Genomic DNA, 18490 nt, shown 5'->3' with positions numbered 1-18490 from the left:
ACGGCCGGTAAGACGCCCCCTGGGAGCGGGGCCGTGAGAGATTGATCAGTGCGAGTGAGACGCCTTCGCACCCGGGGCCGATGGTGCCCTACGAGCCCATGCCGGCGCCTGAGGACGGCGGGGCCGGCTCGGCAGACCGGGAGGAATCCCGTCGCGGTGACGGCCCCGCCCCGACCGCAACCACCACCGGGACCGCGTATCACCATCGCCGTGCACGATCAGTAGCAACGCCAACATCAGCCACACAATCGTCGCCGCCCGATTCGCGGTCAAGGCGGGCAGACCGAACGACGCGCCGACAACCACCGCGACGAGGCCGCCCGCCAACGGCGACTCCGGGCACCTCGATCTGGCGGCCAGCCACGCTGCCGTCAAGGTGACCAGCAGCAGCGTCTGCAGGACCACCCCGACGATACCGGCCACGACCAGCGCCTCAACCCATCCGTTGTCGTATGGCAGGCGCAGCCCGGCCGCGCCGACACCCGTCCACAGGTCGGTCGATGCCACCACGCCGATGATCTCGGACAGGCTGGACGAGTCCCCGACCCTGCCGGCCGTGTACAAACCCACCAAGTCCTGATCGGTGCCGCTGGCGGGGATGAGCCGGAGGAGGAAGTCCATGCCTTCCCAGCGCGGCAACATGCCCATGTCCGCCGCGACCATCAATGCCGCCCCGGCGACAGCCAATGTGGTGGTGCGGCGCCACCACCCCGTCGACAGGTCGCATAACCTGCCATACGGCGACAGGCAAGCCGACCAGCAGCGCTACCTTCGATACGCACAGCGCTCCGCCGATGGCGAGGATCAGCGACACCACTGCCAGTCGGACGGGCTGACTCCGGTACAGGTAGACGGCGGCGATGAGCGCCACCGAGTACAACAGGCCCGCTTCGGCTGGCTGGTTGAACATTCCCGAGTAGCGGCCCAACTGTTCGGCGCGGTCAGCCACGGACTCCCCATCGCCGCCGAGCCGCCATATGAGTAGGAACCGCGGTGTTCCGGCATCCCCCATGGACGCCACAGCCATGCCAACGTTGATGACCATGGCCCACACCGTCACTCGGCACACCGTCCTCAGCATCACCGCACGATCCGCGCCCAGCCCGGCCAGCATCGCCACGACGGACACCACGGCCAGCGGTAGCAGCAGATTGTCCAGTCCGGCGCTCAGGTCAGCTGGCTTGTGCAGGGTCAGATTCGGCGGCGGCAGTACCACTCCGAGAAGCGCGACTGCCACGATGCCGCCGTGGAGCGCCACCGCGACCAGGCCGGCGCCCGTAAGTCGGATCCCAACCCAGCTACCGGCGGCCAGCAACAACAGGGCTGCAAGATAAACAGCAGTCTGTTCGGTACGGATGCCCGGCGCGAGATAGGGGCCAAACGCAGCTATCGCGATAAAAGCAATGAGTGTCCGCCCCCGCCGGGTCGCAGGAGAAGTGTTGGCGATATCGGCGCGGGTCACATCAGTGTTCAACGAGTGATCTTTGAGGTGGTTGCCTAATCATCGCTGAGGCGTAGGCGCTGCTCAGAGCCTACGTGGCCGCGCCCTCCATCGTCCGACACACGGTGTTTCACCGCCGGGCTATGTGCGGCGCTGTGGCAGTAGTACCGGCGAATGGAATGTTTGGTCGCGCCCCGGCGGGCCAGTTGTCACGGTAAGTGGACTGCTGTCACGTTCCTCGGTGGTAACGGTTGCGGCTGGGATTTGGGTGGGGTCGAGCCAGGCGGTTGGGATGAATTCGGGGCCGCGCCTGAGACGCGAGATCTTGGACAGTTACCGTCCGGAAGCGGAAACTGTCCAAGATCCGCAGCGGTTCAACCTCTTCCGCCCGTGCGGCGGCCCGGGGTTGGGCGGACGAGCCCGAGCTGCACGGCAATCTCCTTGCGTGCGTCAGGAGCCTCGGCGACGCTCGGGCCATGGAGTTCTTCTGCTACCACCGCGATCGTCCCGGTTCGACACCACTGCGGAGCCGGATGGTGGAGCAGCACTGGTCGTACATGGATCGATTCGCCGCCACGATGATCGCCCGCGGTCCCACCTTCACCAGCCACGGAACTCTGACCGGCAGCGTGCACATCCTCGATCTGCCAGATCCCACCGCCGCCCGCGCCTTCGCGTTCGAGGAGCCCGGCTACCAGGCTGGCGCCTACCGCGACGTGCTGCTGCGACGATGGCGCAACTCGCTGGGTCGCCGGATGTGGGACTTCAACGCTGGCCGGCCGGACTACCACCGCTACCTGGTCCTCGGGTTCACGCTGGAAGCCGTGGCGGACGCCGTCGATCCGCCGATCCGCGACGAGCTGATCGCCAGCGGACCGCTCCTTTCCGACGACGGTTCCCTGGTGCTCGGGGCGGCAGTTCTGCTGGAGGCGCCCGACGCAGATGCCGCGCGGCAGGTCCTCTCCGCTGACCGATACACCGGGATCGAAGTGCATCAGTGGCGGTTCGGGGGGCGACCGAACTGAGACGGGTACCCGCGACAGGGCGAGGTCGCGGCGGCGGTGCGCCAGCGATCCGCGCCTGCCCCGGATTCGGCAATCGGCCCAGAGCCGGGCTGTGGTGGGCGACGGTACCGGGGCGCCGGCGTTCGCCGGACCGGTCGAGCCGGTGGCAGTTGTTGTCGCCGCTTCCACCACCCGGCCACCTGCGTACCCTGTCGCTGGCCACCCTCGCCAACACGGTCGGCACTGGGCTGTGGGTGACGGGCGTGGCGCTCTACCTCACCCGCGTCGTCGGGCTGAGTCCGACACAGGTGGGGCTCGGGCTCACCCTCGCCGGCCTGGTCGGGCTGACCGCCAGCGTGCCGCTCGGTGGGCTCGCCGACCGCCGCGACCCACGGACCCTACGGGCGGTCCTGCAACTGGCGCAGGCCGCCGTGGCTGTGGCGTACCTGATGGTGGGTTCGTTTCCGGTCTTTCTGCTGGTGGCCAGTCTGGACGCGCTGCTGGTGGCCGGCAACCTGGCGGTGCGGGCCGCGCTGGTGGCCGCCATCGCCGGCCCCAGGGGGCGGGTGCACGCCTTCGCCACGCTGCGGGCGGTGGCGAACCTGGGCATCGCGATCGGGGCGGGGCTGGCCGGGCTCGCGCTGGCCGCTGACACGCCGCTGGCGTACCAGATCCTGGTGGCCGGCAACGCGACAACCTATCTGGTGTCGGCGGCGCTGCTGATGCGACTGCCTGCCCTTGCCCCGCGACCGTCGACGGCCGCCGCCGTCGCGCGGGGACGGCCGCTGCGCGACGGGCGCTTCCTCGCGGTGAGCGGCGCATCGGCGGTCCTTGCCCTCCATCAGACGGTGCTCACGCTGGTGGTGCCGCTCTGGGCGGTGAACCTGGTCGGGGCTCCCCCGCCCGTCGTGTCGGCGGTGCTGCTGACCAACACGGTGCTCACAGTGCTGCTGGCGGTGCGGCTGAGCCGGGGCGCGGACGCCGCTGCTCCGGCCGCTCGGAAGATGCGCCGAGCCGGCCTGGTGCTGGCTCTGGCGATGCTGCTGTACGCCGCAACCGCCGGTTTGTCCACCGGTGCGGCGGTCGTGCTTCTGCTGGTCGCCACAGTCGTCTACACCGTCGGCGACCTGTGGCACGGCACCGCCGGGGCAGGGCTGGCCTACGACCTGGCGCCGCCGGGTGCGATCGGTGCCTACCAGGGTGCGGATGGGATGCTCGCCGGCCTGGCTCGTGCCGGTGCCCCGGGTCTGCTGACGCTTGTGGTGCTCCACGGCGGTGTGCGCGGCTGGCTGGCCGTCGGAGGGCTCTTCGCCGTGGTGGGCCTGGTCAGCCCCGCGTTGACACGGTGGGCATTGGCCGCCCGACCTTGGTGTAGCACCATGGCGGGCATGCCCAGTCAACAGACCATCGCCATTCGCCCCGGTGGGCCCGAGGACACCGGGGCCGTGCTGCGGCTGCTCGACGGTGCCACCGCCTGGCTTGTCGCGCGTGGCCGTACCGGTCAGTGGGGCACCGCGCCAGCGTCGACGGATCCGCGCCGGATCGCCCAGGCCGACGACTGGGCCTCGGGCGGCGGCCTCTACCTGGCGATGCTCGGCGACAGTCCGGTCGGTGCGCTGGTCGTCGGCGCCGCAAGCGACTACGTACCACCGGCCACCGAGCCGGAACTCTACGTGCGGCTGCTGGTCACCGACCGGGAGCACGCCGGCCTGGGGTTCGGGGCGCGGCTGCTTGAGCACGCGGCCGACCTGGCCCGCGCGCGTGGGCTGGGGCTGCTGCGGGTGGACTGCTACGGCGGCGACGACCGCGCGTTGGTCCGCTTCTATGAGGGCTGCGGCTTCACAGCTACCGACTCGTTCACTGTCACCCGCGAGGGGCTCGACCCGTGGCCTGGGCAGGTCCTCGTCCGCCGGCTCGACTGAGCGCCTCCGAGGTCGACCCGCCGCGCCTGCGGCAGGATTTCCCGCTCGGTGACACCGAGGCCACGACCGGCAGCAGGCTTTCCAGGGGGTACGAGCCTCGGACCCCCTGGGGCGAGCCCGATCAGCCGTTGGTCCGCAACTTCGGCAGCACCTCAGCGCCGAACGTGTCGATGAACCCGCGCTGTTCCTGCCCGACGTGGTGCAGGGCGATCTGGTCGAAGCCCAACTCCACGTACTCCTCGAGCCACCCGACGTGCCGGCCGAGGTCGGCCGAAATGTTCACCACCTCGGCGACCCGTTCGAGCGGCACGTCGGCCGAGACGACGTCGAAGTGCTCGGGGGTGTCCAGGTCCCAGCAGACCGGCGGGGCGAAGACGTTGCTACGCCACTGGTCGCACGCGATCGCCTCCGCCTGCTCCTGCTCCGGCGCCCAGGAGACGTGCACCTGGAGGTGCAGTGGCCCCCGCCCGCCGGCGCCCCGGTACGCGTCGATCATCTCGCGCAGGTGCGCCACCGGCGCGTTCACGGTGATCAGCCCGTCGGCCCACTCGGCGCACCACCGGGCGGTGGCGACGCTGACTGCCGCACCGACAAGGGCGGGCGGCTGCTCGGGGCGGGTCCACAGGCGGGCGCGGTCCACCCGGACCAGGCCGTCGTGGCTGACCTCCTCGCCGGCCAGCAGCGCGCGGATCACGTCCACGCACTCACGCAACCGGGCCGTGCGGATGTCCTTGCGCGGCCATCCGTCGCCGGTGATGTGCTCGTTGCAGGCCTCGCCGGTGCCCAGCGCTGCCCAGAACCGGCCCGGGTACATCGCGCCCAGGGTGCCGATCGCCTGCGCGATGATGGCCGGGTGATAGCGCTGGCCGGGCGCGTTGACCACGCCGAAGGGCAGGCCGGTGGCCTGCAGGGCGGCACCGAGCCAGGACCAGGCGAAGCCGGACTCGCCCTGCCGGGCGCTCCACGGCGCGAAGTGGTCGGAGCACATGGCGGCGTCGAAGCCGGCCCGTTCGGCGTGGATCACCGACTCCAGCAGGGCGCGCGGACCGATCTGTTCATGCGAGGCGTGGAAAGCGAACGACGTCATGCCGGCTCTTCCTACCCAGGCCCGCACCGCCTGATGCCTGCAAGGAGGGGCCCCCTGTTAACGCCTGGCGTTAACAGGGGCCCTTCCTTGCAGGCGGCGAGCTACTCGGCGTGCGCGCCGGCACCCGCGGAGGCCGCGCCCTCGCCCACCCAGACCGTCTTGGTGTTGCAGAACTCCCGCATGCCCAGAGCGGACAGCTCGCGGCCGTAGCCGGAGTTCTTCACGCCGCCGAACGGCAACTCCGGATAGGACGTGGTCATGCCGTTGATGAAGACGTTGCCGGCGTCCAGGTCGGTGGCGAAGCGTTCCTGCTCGGCCTTGTCCCGGGTCCAGGCGTTCGAGCCGAGCCCGAAGCTGGTGCCGTTGGCGACCTCGATGGCCTCCTCGTACGACGACACCCGGTACAGGCCGGCGACCGGGCCGAAGACCTCCTCGGACCACATCCGCATCTGCGGGGTGAGGTCGGTCACCACCGTCGGCGGGTAGAACCACCCGTCGCCGGCCGGCAGCTCCCCGCCGCAGAGGATGGTGGCGCCGTTGTCGGCCGCGTCGCGTACCTGGGCGTGCACCTCGTCTCGACCGCGCTCGCTGGCCAGCGGGCCCACGTCGGTGTCCGGCTCCATGGGGTCGCCGACGCGCAGCGCGGCCATGTTCGCGGCGAACTTCTCGGCGAACGCGTCGAAGACGTCGGTGTGCACGATGAAGCGTTTCGCGGCGATGCAGGACTGCCCGTTGTTCTGGCAGCGGGCGGTGGTGGCCACCTCGGCGGCGCGATCGACGTCGGCCGAGGGCATCACCACGAACGGGTCGCTGCCGCCGAGTTCCAGGACTGTCTTCTTCAGCTCCCGGCCGGCGATCTGGGCGATGGAACGGCCGGCGGCCTCGCTGCCGGTGAGGGTGGCGGCGCGTACCCGGGGGTCGGCGAGGATCCGCTCGACGGCCTCCGAGCCGACCAGCAGGGTGGTGAACGCCCCCTCGGGGAACCCGGCGCGGCGGAACACGTCCTCCAGCAGCAGCGCGGTCTGCGGCACGTTCGAGGCGTGCTTGAGCAGGCCGGTGTTGCCGGCCATCAGCGCCGGTGCGGCGAAGCGCATCACCTGCCAGAGCGGGAAGTTCCACGGCATCACCGCGAGTACCACGCCGATCGGCTGGTAGCGGATGAACGCCCTGGTGGCCTTGACCGCGTCGGAGTCGGCAGGCTCGTCGGCGAGGAACCCGGGCGCCTTGTCGGCGTAGAAGCGGGCGGCCGTGGCGCACTTGGTCACCTCGGCCTGCGCCGCGACGTACGTCTTGCCCATTTCCGTCGTCATGATCCGGGCGATCTCGTCCCGCTCGGCGTCCAGCAGGTCGGCGGCCGCCTTCATCCAGCGCGCACGCTCGTCGACGGTGGTCCCCCGCAGCTGCTGGTACGCCAGGTCGGTGCGCTCGATGGCCGAGTCGATCTGCTCGGTGGACATCGCCTCGTAGGTCTTGAGCACCTGTCCGGTGGCGGGGTTGGTGGTGGCGATATGGGGCATGTCGTCCTCCTGTCACTCGAACAGCGAGTGTCGTACGCCCGGCTCCTCGCGGCGGCGGGCGGCGCGACGGCGCTGGATCACGACCAGGTCGACCACGGCGACAACCGCGAAGATCGCGCAGACGACGCCGAGCCAGGCGATCCCGGCCCAGAACGCCAGCACCGCGAAGAGCACCATGATCACCAGCCCGAAGCTGGCCAGGGTGAGGCGAAGGTTCAACGCACTGTAAGCATGGCCGACCGTGCCACGGGCACGCCGGGGCTGCGATCTCGTCATACCCAACGATCTACCCTCGATCCGGGGCGTTAACCGGGCCCCGAGCGCCGCGCTGGACGGCTGGAGCCCTATAGCATCCCGACGGCCCTGCCGCCGCCACTTCGCCGCATATCCGACAGCGTGTTCCCTCCGCACCACGCCCTGCGCATAGAGTTACCGCGCTGTCGCTCTGTGCTGCGAGACGGGGGTTGTCATGCCTCGACGCTGGGTCGCCGCCCTGGCCTGCCTCGCGGCTCTCGTCGCGCTGGCCTGCGAAGGCGGCACGTCGGCGACACCCCGTCCCACAAAGAGCGCGCCGCAGTCCGGCGGGCCGGGCGGCATCGCCGCGCTCGGCGACTCGATAAGCACCGGTTTCGCCTCCTGCCTGGTGCTCACCTCCTGCGAGCGCAACTCCTGGTCGACAGGCGACGGGCTGCGGGTGCAGAGCCACTACCGGAGGCTGCTCGACCAGAACTCCGCGATCCGCGGCCGGGCGTACAACCATGCCCGGCCCGGCGCCCGCGCCGACGCCCTCGAAGGCCAAGCCCAAGCGGCGGTACGCGACCGCGTCGACTACGTCACCGTGCTGATCGGCGCGAACGACGTCTGCCGGGGCGGGGTGGACGCGATGACGCCGGTGGCGCAGTTCCGGGCCGACGTCGACAGGGGTCTGCGGGTGCTGCGGACCGGCCGACCGAAGGCGCGGGTGCTCGTGGTGAGCATTCCTGACCTGTACCGACTCTGGGAGGTCGGGCACGACGACCCGCGGGCGACCCGCGCCTGGCGGCGGGGCATCTGCCCAGCCCTACTGGCCGACGCCACGTCGACGGCGCCCGCCGACCGCGCCCGCCGGGCGGCCGTGCGAGAGCGGATCGACGCGTACAACGGGCAGTTGGTGGCGGCCTGCCGGGCGTACGGCTCGCGGTGCCGGCACGACGGCGGCGCGGTGCACAAGGTGCGGTTCACCCTGGACCTGCTCAACCCGCTGGACTGGTTCCACCCGAACGCCACGGGGCAGGGCCGGCTCGCCGAGGTGACCTGGCGGGCCTCCGGCCTGGCCAGCTGAGCCACCGGGCCGCCCCGGCCAGCGACTCACCGGTGGCGGCAACAGCGACGGGCGGGCCAACGGCCAGCGGCTCACCCTCGGCGTGGCTCCGGAACGGTGGTGCCGCGCTGCCGGTACAGCGCGCGGGAACGCTGCGCGAGGTCCTTGGTTGCAGACGAGTTGGCCCAGGTGCCGAGGACTATCGCCGCGCCCGGCACGATCTTGGCGACCATGCGCTTGGCGGCCCGGACGCCGGCCATCTGGGCGAGCCGGACGCCGAGTTGCAGCATGACCCGGCCGAGCGGGCGCTGGCCGCCGAGCCCGAACAGCGCGTCGGCGCGCTCCCGGCCGGCGGCCACCCCGAGCGCCAGCCGGGCGCTCTCGGCGACCTTGTGCACCCGTTGCAGCACGAGCAGGTCGGTGGCCCGGTCGTTGTGCAGGGGGTCGACGTCGTACGCGGCGGCGATGTGCAGCACCATCCGCGCCTGGGTCCAGGCCAGCACGCCCACGTCGAGAACAGCGCCGGGCAGCCCGGCCACCCCCGAGACCGCCCCGGAGAGGCGAGCCAGGTTGACGAACTTGCGGGCAGCCTGGTCGGCGAGGGCGTCGGCCGAGACGCCGGGGTGCTCGGCACGGGCCCGGGCGGCCCACTGCGCGGCCTCCGGCCCGAGCCGGCGCACCGCCTCCAGGGCGAGGTGCTCCGGGGCGTACTGCGGATCGTCGCGCATCCGGTCCCACAGCCGTGCCGGCGGACCTTCCGGCGCGGCCGGCGGCGCCTCCGGCGTGTCGGCGGACGGCTCGGGGGTGGGCACGGCGGGCTGACCGCCGGCGGGTGGGGTGTCGGTCACCGGGTCTCCCCAGGGGTCACGGCGGGCAGGACGATCGCTGCGGTCAGCGACGGCGGTTGGACAGCCGCGCCGCCAACCCCTTGAGCTTCTGCTGGTTGCCAGGCTTGGCCAGCTCGCGCCGACCCCGGTCCACCAGCTGCTGGCCCTTGGGGGAGCGCAGGAAAGTGCTGATCCGCTGCATCAGTGACATGACGTCCTCCTGTCGGTGGTCCCTGAGTCATGTGTACTCCGTACCCGCAACGGTTGTACCCGGGACGCGACAGGCTCAACCCCACCGTCCACAGTGGTCGGTAGGCTACTACCCGGCCGGAACGATGGCGTCGACGACCCGGTTGGCCCGCCATTCGTGCTGCTGGTAGTGCTCGGGATAGGCGGAGATCTGCACCGCCTGGGCGGCGTCGGTCAGCCGCATCTGCTGCCAACCGGGCACCTGCTGCAACGCGGCGAGGAACTGGCGGGTGGCGTACGCCGGGTCCATCAACCGGCCGATCGGGCCCCACCCGCTGCTGGAGCGCTGCTGGAACAGCCCCACCGAGTCGTGGTCCCAGCCGACACCCTGGTGCGGATAGTTCTGCGACTCGGGCAGAACCCCGCTGGCGACGTTGTAGAGGTTGCTCTCCTGCATGGCGGTGGCCACCGCGATCACCAGGCCACGCCGCGGTATGCCCATGTCGCGACCGGTCCGGACGATCACCTTGGCGTTGTCCATCTGGTCCTCGTCCAGTCCGGCGACCGGCGCCGGGTCGGTCGGCTTCGCCGTGACGACCTTGCGGGCCCGCGCTGTCGTGTCCGGGTCGGCGGTGGTCGCGGAGGGCGATGGGGTCGCGGCGGGGGTCGTCGGCGCTGCCGAACGGCCGAGACCACGGGAGGCGCTCTGCTGCTCGGCGCGCTGCGCCAGCTCCGAGCTTGCCACGTCGTCGCGGGTCGCCACGCCAGCGTCCCCCTCGCGGGTCTGCACGGCGGCGGCCAGGCCGAGGCAGCAGACCACGCCGGCGGCGAGCGCCACCTGCGCCCGGCGACGTCCGGTCAGGTCACGGGCGTACGCGCGGAGCCGACTCGCGGGGGTTGTCCGTTCGGCTGAGGTGCCATCCTCCATTTCGGCAGTGGGGCTGCTCGGGGCGTTCGGGTCGTCGAGGGTGCCGTCGTCACGCATCAGCCGAGGCTAGGCAGGAGACCTCCCCGATCACGCAGGGTGATCACGTGGTCCTCGCCACAGATTCGGGGTGCCCTGGTGGACGACTGGGGCGGCCGGACGCGCCCGGGGAACGGACCTCGCGTACCGGATGAAGCCGGTGTCGCACGCAGGCCGGCACGGGCGGTGACAGGCCCGGACATCGGTCCCGCCCGCGCCACATGATCGACTAACTCGGCCCTTGAGCCGACCCATCCATCGTCCGAAAGGCGTATTGGGATGGTTGGTCCGATCGTGCCCACCGGCAGGCAACGGATCGCCCGGCGAAGGAATGCACAAGGATGGCGGGTACGTTGCCCGAACCGGGTGCCGTCCGTCGCGTCGGCATTCCGTAGGCACATTTCAGGGAGGTCCGCACCGGTGCTCGACCCACACGAGCTCTACCAGCTCACCGACGATCTGCCCGACCTCGGGCAACCGGTCCTGATCCAGGCCCTCACCGGCTTCGTGGACGCCGGCAACGCCAGCCGGCTGGCCCGCGAGCAGCTGCTCACCTCGCTGGAGAGCAGGCCGATTGCCACCTTCGATGTCGACCAACTCTTCGACTACCGCTCCCGCCGGCCGGTGATGACCTTCGTCGAGGACCACTGGGAGAGCTTCGACGCGCCCGCGTTGGAGCTGCACCTGCTGCACGACGACGACGAGACGCCCTTCCTGCTGCTCACCGGCCCCGAACCGGATCTTCAGTGGGAGCGGTTCACCGCCGCGGTCGCCGGCCTCGCCGCCCGGCTGGACGTGCGGCTCACCGTCGGACTCAACTCGATCCCGATGGCGGTGCCGCACACCCGGCCGACCGGCGTGACCGCGCACGCCACCCGACCGGAGCTGATCGCCGGTTACGAGCCCTGGCTGCAACGGGTCCAGGTGCCCGGCAGCGTCGGTCACCTGCTGGAGTTCCGCCTCGGCGAGCAGGGCCGCGACGCGCTCGGCTTCGCCGCGCACGTGCCGCACTACGTGGCCCAGACCGAGTACCCGGCCGCCGCCGAGGTGCTGCTCACCTCGGTGTCACGCAGCACCGGGCTGCTGCTCCCCGGCGACGGGCTGCGGTCCGCCGCCGAGGTGGTCCGGGTCGAGATCGACAGGCAGGTCGCCCAGACCGAGGACGCCGCCGCCCTGGTCCAGGCCCTGGAGGAGCAGTACGACGCGTTCGCCCGCGGGCGCGGCGAGAAGAACCTGCTCGCCGCGGACGCCGGCCCGCTGCCCACCGCCGACGAGCTCGGCGCGGAGCTGGAACGGTTCCTGGCCGAGCAGACACGCCCCGGCGACACCCCGGGCGGCTGACCCGGCGACGCGGGGGTGGATGGGGCAGGCTGGGGGCATGCGTCTGGCGACCTGGAACGTGAACTCGGTGAAGGCCCGCCTGCCCCGGCTGCTGGAGTGGCTGGCCGGCACCGCCCCCGACGTCGTCTGCCTTCAGGAGACCAAGTGCCCCGACGACGCCTTCCCGGTGGCCGAGGTCGGCGAGCTGGGCTACACGGTGGCCAACCACAGCAACGGCCGGTGGAACGGGGTGGCGATCCTGTCCCGGATCGGCCTGGCCGACGTCCGGGTCGGGTTCGCGGGCGAGCCGGGCTTCCCCGAGCCGGAGGCCCGGGCCGTCTCCGCCACCTGCGACGGGGTGCGGGTCTGGTCGGTGTACGTCCCGAACGGTCGGACGCCGGACGACCCGCACTACGCGTACAAGCTGGCCTGGTTCGCGGCGCTGCGCGACGCCCTGGATGCGGAACTCGCCAGCGGCCTGCCACTTGCCGTCTGCGGGGACTTCAACGTCGCCCCGACCGACGCCGACGTCTGGGACCCGGCGGTCTTCACCCACTCCACGCATGTCACCCCGCCTGAGCGGGCGGCTCTCGCGGCCCTTCGTGACCTGGGGCTCAGCGACGTGGTGCCGACCCCGATGAAGGGGCCACACCCGTTCACCTACTGGGACTACCGGGCCGGGATGTTCCACCAGAACAAGGGCATGCGGATCGACCTGGTGTACGCGTCCGCGCCGTTCGCCCGCGCGGTCCGCTCGGCGTACGTCGACCGGGAGGCCCGCAAGGGCAAGGGCCCCTCCGACCACGCCCCGATCGTGGTCGACGCCGAGCTCGTTCCGGCGGTCGAGACGTTCTGAGCCTCGCTCCCCCGCTGGTGGCTAGGGTGGGCAGATGGCAGTCGTGAAGATCAACGCAATCGAGGTCCCCCCGGGCGCCGGGGACGAACTGGAGAAGCGGTTCGCCGCCCGCGCGGGAACCGTGGAGAACTCCCCCGGATTCCTCGGGTTCGAGCTGCTCCGGCCGGTTGCCGGCGAGACCCGCTATTTCGTGTACACGAAGTGGGAGAGCGAAGAGGCGTACCAGGCCTGGGCCGCCGGGCCGTCCCGCGCCGCCCACGCCACCACACCCGGCGAGAAGCCCAAGCCGCCGGTCGCCAGTGGCGCGAGCCTCCTGGAGTTCGAGGTGGCGCTGCACGTTCCGCAGCCCTGACCTTCGCGCGGGTGCACGGAGATCGAGGTGTCCGGCGTGACGGGATGCCGCAGTTTCCGTGCACCCCGCGTCAGGGCTTGCGGGACGACTGCATGGTGGCGAACGCGATCACGTTGTCGGCGTAGCCGGTCCGGCCGCCGATGAACTGGCCGCCACAGGTGATCAGTCGCAGCCCGGCGGGGCCGTCGTGGCCGTAGATGCGTTCGGCGGGCAGCCTGTCCTTCGGGAAGTGCTCGACGGTGTCGACTTTGAAGACCACCACCGACCGGTCCGCGCGGGCGACCTCGATCAGGTCCCCGGGCTTGAGTTTGCCCAGGTCGTAGAAGACCGACGGGCCGCTCTTGGTGTCCACGTGCCCGACGATCACGGCGGGGCCGGGCTCGCCCGGGGTCGGGCCGCGGTCGTACCAGCCGGTCTCGTTGTGCCGTTCCAACGGCGGTACGGCGATCGAGCCGTCGCGGGCCTGCCCGACGGGCGCCACCGGCGCGGCCACCTTGATCGCCGGCACCGTGAGGCGCACCGGGCGGCTGGCCGACAACCCGACCGTCTCACTGCGGGCGGGACGGTCACCGCCGGCCGGAGCCCAGTCGAGGGGGCCGACCGACCGGCCCAACCCTGCCCCGGTGGCGAACACGCCGGCCAGCACCAGCACCACGGCCAGGGGCACCGACCAGGGGCTGCGCCCGGACGGACGGCTGCGCCGGGGCGCGACGGCCGTGGCCGGGCGCGCGGCCACGGACGGCCGACCCGGGGAAGCCGACGGATCGGCGGAGGCCCGCTCGACGGACGACCGCTCGGCAGCGGACCGCGTACCAGCGGACGGCCGCTCGGCAGACGGGCCCGAACCGGCGGGCGGTCGGGAGCCGGCGGGCGGCGGTGTGGGGCGGAAGATCTCCATGGCGGGCTCAGCGGCGGACAGCGCCACGGACGGTACGCGGTCGACGCAGGGCCAGCACCGCGACGATCAGTCCGGTGATGGTGAGCGCCGCGCCGCCGGGCAGCAGCAGTTTGCCGGTCATGCCGCCGGAGCCACCGCCGAAGCCGGTGGCCGGCCCTCGGCTCGGGTGTTCCGGCACCTTCTTGACCACCTGGAGCATCGTCGAGGCGGTCTCGCCGTCGCGGCACTCAAGCTTGACCCGGTAGTTGCCGGGGCGGGTGCGCTCGCGCACCATCGGTGCGGCGGTGAGGACGCCACGCTGCGGTTGGACGCCGATCGCGCCGAAGGCGTCGGAGACGACAGTGGCGCCCACCGAGTTGTCCCGGCAACTGGCCCGGATGCCGACGAGGTAGCCGGGCTGCACGGTGCTGGGGGTCACCTCGACGAACACGTCGACCGGAGGCGGCGGCTGGGGCGCGGACACCGGCAGGCCAGCCGGCTGGGACGCGTCCGGCCCGGGAGCGGCGTACGCGGGGGCGGCGGCCAGCAGGGGGCCGGCGAGCACTGTCACCACGGCCAGGGTCACGCCGCCACGGGTCACTGTCACGATGCCCCCTCTCGACGCGGTAGGACCGCGCCGGGCAGCGGACCGCCCGGCCTGCCGTACCAGATGGATCCTCTCATTCCCGGTCGCACATCACATCCGATCCGCCGACGGCGTCGCGTACCCTCGGGTGGTTGTGACCGCCACCGACAATGATCCCGCCGCCGTTGCGCCAGTGGGCCACATCCGCACCTTCCACCCCCGTCGTGGCCGGATGAGCGGCCGGCAGACCGACGCGCTCGACCGGCTCTGGTCCCGTTACGGCCTGGACGTGTCGGACGCGCCCGTCGACCTCGCGAAACTGTTCGGCCGTCGGGCACCGGTGGTGCTGGAGATCGGCTCGGGCATGGGGGACAGCACCGCCGCGATGGCCGCCGCTGACCCGGGTCGAGATTATCTGGCGGTCGAGGTGCACACGCCGGGAATCGCGAACCTGCTCGACCTTGTGGAACGCGGTGACCTGGGCAATGTGCGGGTCGCGCGGGGCGATGCGTTGGACCTGGTCAGGGGCCTGCCCGAGGGTGCGCTGGCGGCCGTGCACGTCTATTTCCCGGACCCGTGGCCCAAGGCGCGCCACCACAAGCGGCGGATCATCCAGCCGGCGCACGTGGCACTGCTGCGCTCGCGTCTGGCGGCCGGCGGCACGCTGCACTGCGCGACCGACTGGGCCGAGTACGCCGAGGCGATGCGGGAGACCCTGGACGCCGACCCGGAGCTGGTGGACGCGTACGGCGGTTTCGCGCCTCGCCCGGCCCACCGGCCGGTGACGAAGTTCGAGCGGCGGGCGATCACCGCCGGACGGCCGGTCGCCGACCTGATCTACCGGCGTCGGTGAAACGGAGGCCGGTTGGCGCCGGAGGCCATGATCCAGGCACCATGGACGGGATATGACGCTCACCGCCGCGCTGCCGCCTAGCGCCGACCCCGACACCCTCTTCGACGCGTTCGCCGGTTGGGCGAAGGAGCGCGGCCTCGACCTCTATCCCCATCAGGAGGAGGCGGTCATCGAGATCGTCTCCGGCGCCAACCTGATCATGAACACGCCCACCGGCTCGGGTAAGAGCCTGGTGGCGATCGCCGCGCACTTCGCCGCCCTCGCCGACAGCCGGACGACCTTCTACACAGCGCCCATCAAGGCGCTGGTGTCGGAGAAGTTCTTCGCGCTGTGCGAGGTCTTCGGCGCCGAGAACGTCGGCATGCTCACCGGCGACGCCAGCGTCAACGCCGACGCCCCGATCATCTGCTGCACCGCGGAGATCCTTGCCAATCTGGCGCTGCGCGAGGGCGACCGGGCCGACGTCGGCCAGGTGATCATGGACGAGTTCCACTTCTACGCCGAGCCCGACCGGGGCTGGGCGTGGCAGGTGCCGATCATCGAGCTGCCGCAGGCGCAGTTCGTCCTGATGTCGGCCACCCTGGGGGACACCACCCGGTTCGTCGACGACCTGACCCGGCGTACCGGGCGGCCGACCGCCGTCGTCCGCTCGGCCGAGCGGCCGGTCCCGCTGATCTTCTCGTACGCGATGACGCCGCTGCACGAGACGCTCGAAGAACTGCTGGAGACCAAGCAGGCCCCGGTGTACGTCGTGCACTTCACCCAGGCCGCCGCGCTGGAACGCGCCCAGGCGCTGATGAGCGTCAACGTCTGCACCCGCGCCGAGAAGGACATGATCGCGAGCGCGATCGGTGGTTTCCGGTTCACCTCGGGCTTCGGCAAGACGCTGTCCCGGCTGGTCCGGCACGGCATCGGCGTACACCACGCCGGCATGCTGCCCAAGTACCGCCGGCTCGTGGAGACCCTCGCCCAGGCCGGCCTACTCAAGGTCATCTGCGGCACCGACACCCTCGGCGTCGGCATCAACGTGCCGATCCGCACCGTGCTGTTCACCGGCCTGTCCAAGTACGACGGGGTGCGCACCCGGCTGCTCAAGAACCGGGAGTTCCACCAGATCGCCGGGCGGGCCGGTCGGGCCGGCTACGACACCATCGGCCGCGTCGTGGTGCAGGCGCCCGAGCACGTCATCGACAACGAGAAGGCCCTCGCGAAGGCCGGCGACGACCCGAAGAAGCGCCGCAAGGTGGTCCGCAAGAAGCCGCCGGAGGGCTCGATCGGCTGGGGTCAGCCCACCTTCGACCGGCTGGTCGAGGCCGAGCCGGAACCGCTGACGTCCAGCTTCCAGGTCAGCCACTCGATGCTGCTCAACGTCATCGGCCGCCCCGGGGACGCGTTCACCGCCATGCGGCACCTGCTCACCGACAACCACGAGGAGCCCGCCGCCCAGCGCCGGCACATCCGACGGGCCATCGCCATCTACCGGGCCCTGCGCGCCGGTGGGGTGGTCGAGGAACTGCCCGAGCCGGACGAGACGGGCCGGCGGATCCGGCTCACCGTCGACCTCCAGCTCGACTTCGCCCTCAACCAGCCGCTCTCCCCCCTCGCCCTGGCCACCATCGAGTTGCTCGACGCCGAGTCCCCGTCGTACGCCCTGGACGTGCTCAGCGTCATCGAGTCGATCCTCGACGACCCCCGGCAGATCCTCTCCGCGCAGCAGTTCAAGGCGCGCGGCGAGGCGGTGGCAGCCATGAAGGCCGAGGGCATCGAATACGAGGCCCGCCTCGAACTGCTCGACGAGGTGACCTACCCCAAGCCGCTCGCCGAACTGCTCGGGGCCGCGTACGAGATGTACCGGCAGGGGCACCCCTGGGTCGCCGACCACGAACTCTCCCCCAAGGCCGTCGTCCGCGACATGTACGAGCGGGCCATGACCTTCACCGAGTACGTCCAGTTCTACGGGCTGACCCGCTCGGAGGGGCTCGTCCTGCGCTACCTGGCCGACGCGTACAAGACGCTGCGCCAGACCGTCCCCGAGGACGCCAAGACCGAGGAGCTGATCGACCTCATCGAGTGGCTCGGCGAACTGGTGCGCCAGGTCGACTCCAGCCTGATCGACGAGTGGGAGCGGCTGCGCAACCCGTCGGACGTGGCCGAGGTGGCCCAGGCGCACGCCTCCCTGACCGACCGGCCACCTGCGGTGACCCGCAACGCGCGGGCCTTCCGGGTGCTGGTGCGCAACGCGCTGTTCCGCCGCGTCGAGCTGGCCGCGCTGCGCCGCTGGGATCTGCTCGCCGAACTGGACGCCGGCGACGGCTGGGACTACGACGCGTGGGCCGACGCGCTGGGGCCGTACTTCGAGGCGTACGACTCGATCGGTACCGGGCCGGACGCCCGGGGACCGGCGCTGCTGATGATCGAGCAGGGCCGGGAGAAGTGGACGGTCCGGCAGATCTTCGACGACCCCGACGGCGACCACGACTGGGGTATCAGCGCCGAGGTCGACCTGGTGGCGTCCGACGAGGTCGGCGCGGCGGTCGTCCGGATCACCGACGTCGGCCAGCTCTGACGTCCGCCGTCACCGGGTACCGGCGGTGGCCTTGATCCGGCGTACGGCCTCGGCGGCGCCCTGATTCCACGGGGTGCCGTGGCCGGGGAGGATCCAGGTGGCCCGCAGGTCCTCGATGCGGGCGAGCGAGGCGAGCGCCAGCGCCGGGTCGTCGGTGAACGGCGCCGGCTGCGGACCCGGCTGGCCGGTCAGCACGTGACGGGTGGTGAGCGCGTCGCCGACGAACACGGCGTCGGCGATCGGCACGTGCACGGCGATGCTGCCCGGCGAGTGACCGGGCATGCCGATGATGCGGGGAGCGCCGGGCAAATCGAGCACCTGCCCGTCCTGCACGGCGACCACCTCGGTGAGGTAGGTCGTGCGCAGCCCGCCCTTGCGGCCCGCGTACCAGATGAAGCCTGCCGTCGCTCCGATCTTGAGGGTCCCGAAGGGCGCCTTGGACTTGACCTCGCCGCGGGCGCGGGCGGCGTCCGCTTCGTGCACGTAGACCGGTACGCCGTGGTCGCGCCGGAGCCGTTCGGCGAAACCGATGTGGTCGGTGTCGCCGTGGGTGAGGATCAGACCCTTGACGTCGGCGAGCGAGCGGCCCATGGCGGACAGCTCCGCGACCAGGTCGGACCAGTGGCCGGCGAGGCCGGCGTCCACGACGGTCACGCCCTCCTCGGTGTCGATCAGGTAGGCGGCGACGATGTCGTTGCCGATGCGGTGCAGGTGTGGTCCGAGCTTCATGGCTTCCTCCAGGTGTGGCGTCCCGCTCTGATGGCTACGATACATAGCCATCATGCCTAAGCGCCATAGCTATCATGGTGACGGTCGTCGCCAACCCGGA

Annotated in this window: 18 protein-coding genes; 8 read left to right on the top strand and 10 right to left on the bottom strand. The window is 71.5% G+C overall.

Features of this window, described 5'->3' with window-relative positions; genetic code table 11:
- Window positions 1–433: 433 nt before the first annotated feature.
- Window positions 434–1474: a hypothetical protein gene (locus ACPXB1_RS25100; RefSeq protein ID WP_425735867.1), complete on the bottom strand. Its 1041-nt coding sequence runs from the start codon at window positions 1472–1474 to the stop codon at window positions 434–436.
- 443 nt (window positions 1475–1917) lie between these two features.
- Here ACPXB1_RS25100 and ACPXB1_RS25095 point away from each other — a divergent pair, with 443 nt between their 5' ends.
- Both ACPXB1_RS25095 and ACPXB1_RS25090 read left to right on the top strand, forming a co-directional pair.
- Complete coding sequence (locus tag ACPXB1_RS25095) at window positions 1918–2466, top strand: YciI family protein (protein ID WP_355595702.1); 549 nt, start codon at window positions 1918–1920, stop codon at window positions 2464–2466.
- Window positions 2467–2618: 152 nt separating this feature from the next.
- A complete protein-coding gene (locus ACPXB1_RS25090; RefSeq protein WP_425735866.1) occupies window positions 2619–4367 on the top strand; it encodes an MFS transporter in 1749 nt (582 codons plus the stop codon).
- Window positions 4368–4488: 121 nt separating this feature from the next.
- On the opposite strand, the gene ACPXB1_RS25085 is transcribed toward ACPXB1_RS25090, so the two are convergent.
- The 3 genes from ACPXB1_RS25085 to ACPXB1_RS25075 all read right to left on the bottom strand — a co-directional run bounded on the left by ACPXB1_RS25085 (window position 4489) and on the right by ACPXB1_RS25075 (window position 7247).
- Window positions 4489–5454, bottom strand: coding sequence for a TIGR03885 family FMN-dependent LLM class oxidoreductase (locus ACPXB1_RS25085; RefSeq protein WP_355595706.1), 966 nt, complete (start codon window positions 5452–5454; stop codon window positions 4489–4491).
- Window positions 5455–5555: 101 nt separating this feature from the next.
- Complete coding sequence (locus tag ACPXB1_RS25080) at window positions 5556–6971, bottom strand: NADP-dependent succinic semialdehyde dehydrogenase (protein ID WP_355631568.1); 1416 nt, start codon at window positions 6969–6971, stop codon at window positions 5556–5558.
- A gap of 12 nt (window positions 6972–6983) precedes the next feature.
- Window positions 6984–7247 (bottom strand): DUF6343 family protein, encoded by a 264-nt coding sequence (locus tag ACPXB1_RS25075; RefSeq protein ID WP_053653412.1) that lies wholly within the window; start codon window positions 7245–7247, stop codon window positions 6984–6986.
- A 193-nt stretch (window positions 7248–7440) separates the two neighbouring features.
- On the opposite strand from ACPXB1_RS25075, the gene ACPXB1_RS25070 reads away from it, so the two are divergent.
- Complete coding sequence (locus ACPXB1_RS25070) at window positions 7441–8292, top strand: GDSL-type esterase/lipase family protein (RefSeq protein WP_355595710.1); 852 nt, start codon at window positions 7441–7443, stop codon at window positions 8290–8292.
- A gap of 71 nt (window positions 8293–8363) precedes the next feature.
- Here ACPXB1_RS25070 and ACPXB1_RS25065 read toward each other — a convergent pair whose 3' ends face one another.
- From ACPXB1_RS25065 to ACPXB1_RS25055, 3 genes are all read right to left on the bottom strand, one after another.
- Window positions 8364–9119 (bottom strand): EcsC family protein, encoded by a 756-nt coding sequence (locus tag ACPXB1_RS25065; protein ID WP_355631571.1) that lies wholly within the window; start codon window positions 9117–9119, stop codon window positions 8364–8366.
- 43 nt (window positions 9120–9162) lie between these two features.
- Window positions 9163–9309 carry a hypothetical protein gene (locus ACPXB1_RS25060; protein ID WP_355595714.1) on the bottom strand — a complete coding sequence of 49 codons (147 nt, stop codon included), beginning with the start codon at window positions 9307–9309 and terminating at the stop codon, window positions 9163–9165.
- 108 nt (window positions 9310–9417) lie between these two features.
- The gene (locus ACPXB1_RS25055; RefSeq protein WP_425735865.1) at window positions 9418–10272 is read right to left on the bottom strand and encodes a peptidase M23; all 855 of its coding nucleotides are present in this window, start codon (window positions 10270–10272) and stop codon (window positions 9418–9420) included.
- A 399-nt stretch (window positions 10273–10671) separates the two neighbouring features.
- On the opposite strand from ACPXB1_RS25055, the gene ACPXB1_RS25050 reads away from it, so the two are divergent.
- The 3 genes from ACPXB1_RS25050 to ACPXB1_RS25040 are packed head-to-tail and all read left to right on the top strand — an operon-like array spanning window position 10672 to window position 12779.
- On the top strand, window positions 10672–11592 hold the full coding sequence (locus ACPXB1_RS25050; RefSeq protein WP_355595718.1) for a proteasome assembly chaperone family protein: 921 nt from the start codon (window positions 10672–10674) through the stop codon (window positions 11590–11592).
- A gap of 37 nt (window positions 11593–11629) precedes the next feature.
- Complete coding sequence (locus ACPXB1_RS25045) at window positions 11630–12427, top strand: exodeoxyribonuclease III (RefSeq protein ID WP_355595720.1); 798 nt, start codon at window positions 11630–11632, stop codon at window positions 12425–12427.
- A gap of 34 nt (window positions 12428–12461) precedes the next feature.
- Window positions 12462–12779, top strand: coding sequence for an antibiotic biosynthesis monooxygenase family protein (locus tag ACPXB1_RS25040; protein ID WP_355595722.1), 318 nt, complete (start codon window positions 12462–12464; stop codon window positions 12777–12779).
- Between the two features lie 70 nt (window positions 12780–12849).
- Here the strand turns inward: ACPXB1_RS25040 and ACPXB1_RS25035 are convergent, their stop codons facing one another.
- Both ACPXB1_RS25035 and ACPXB1_RS25030 read right to left on the bottom strand, forming a co-directional pair.
- On the bottom strand, window positions 12850–13515 hold the full coding sequence (locus tag ACPXB1_RS25035; RefSeq protein WP_355595769.1) for a class F sortase: 666 nt from the start codon (window positions 13513–13515) through the stop codon (window positions 12850–12852).
- A 169-nt stretch (window positions 13516–13684) separates the two neighbouring features.
- Window positions 13685–14266: a hypothetical protein gene (locus ACPXB1_RS25030; RefSeq protein ID WP_355595771.1), complete on the bottom strand. Its 582-nt coding sequence runs from the start codon at window positions 14264–14266 to the stop codon at window positions 13685–13687.
- 130 nt (window positions 14267–14396) lie between these two features.
- On the opposite strand from ACPXB1_RS25030, the gene trmB reads away from it, so the two are divergent.
- Both trmB and ACPXB1_RS25020 read left to right on the top strand, forming a co-directional pair.
- Complete coding sequence (trmB, locus tag ACPXB1_RS25025; protein ID WP_425735864.1) at window positions 14397–15095, top strand: tRNA (guanosine(46)-N7)-methyltransferase TrmB; 699 nt, start codon at window positions 14397–14399, stop codon at window positions 15093–15095.
- Between the two features lie 52 nt (window positions 15096–15147).
- Window positions 15148–17661 (top strand): DEAD/DEAH box helicase, encoded by a 2514-nt coding sequence (locus ACPXB1_RS25020; protein WP_355595724.1) that lies wholly within the window; start codon window positions 15148–15150, stop codon window positions 17659–17661.
- Window positions 17662–17670: 9 nt separating this feature from the next.
- Here the strand turns inward: ACPXB1_RS25020 and ACPXB1_RS25015 are convergent, their stop codons facing one another.
- Window positions 17671–18390, bottom strand: coding sequence for an MBL fold metallo-hydrolase (locus tag ACPXB1_RS25015; protein ID WP_425735863.1), 720 nt, complete (start codon window positions 18388–18390; stop codon window positions 17671–17673).
- Between the last annotated feature and the right edge of the window lie 100 nt (window positions 18391–18490).

Origin of the sequence: Micromonospora sp. DT68 (assembly GCF_049847245.1) — a bacterium.
GTDB classification, from domain to species: domain Bacteria; phylum Actinomycetota; class Actinomycetes; order Mycobacteriales; family Micromonosporaceae; genus Micromonospora; species Micromonospora profundi.
Note: the sequence above shows the minus strand (reverse complement) of the source record. Positions and strands in the feature narration are given on the sequence as shown.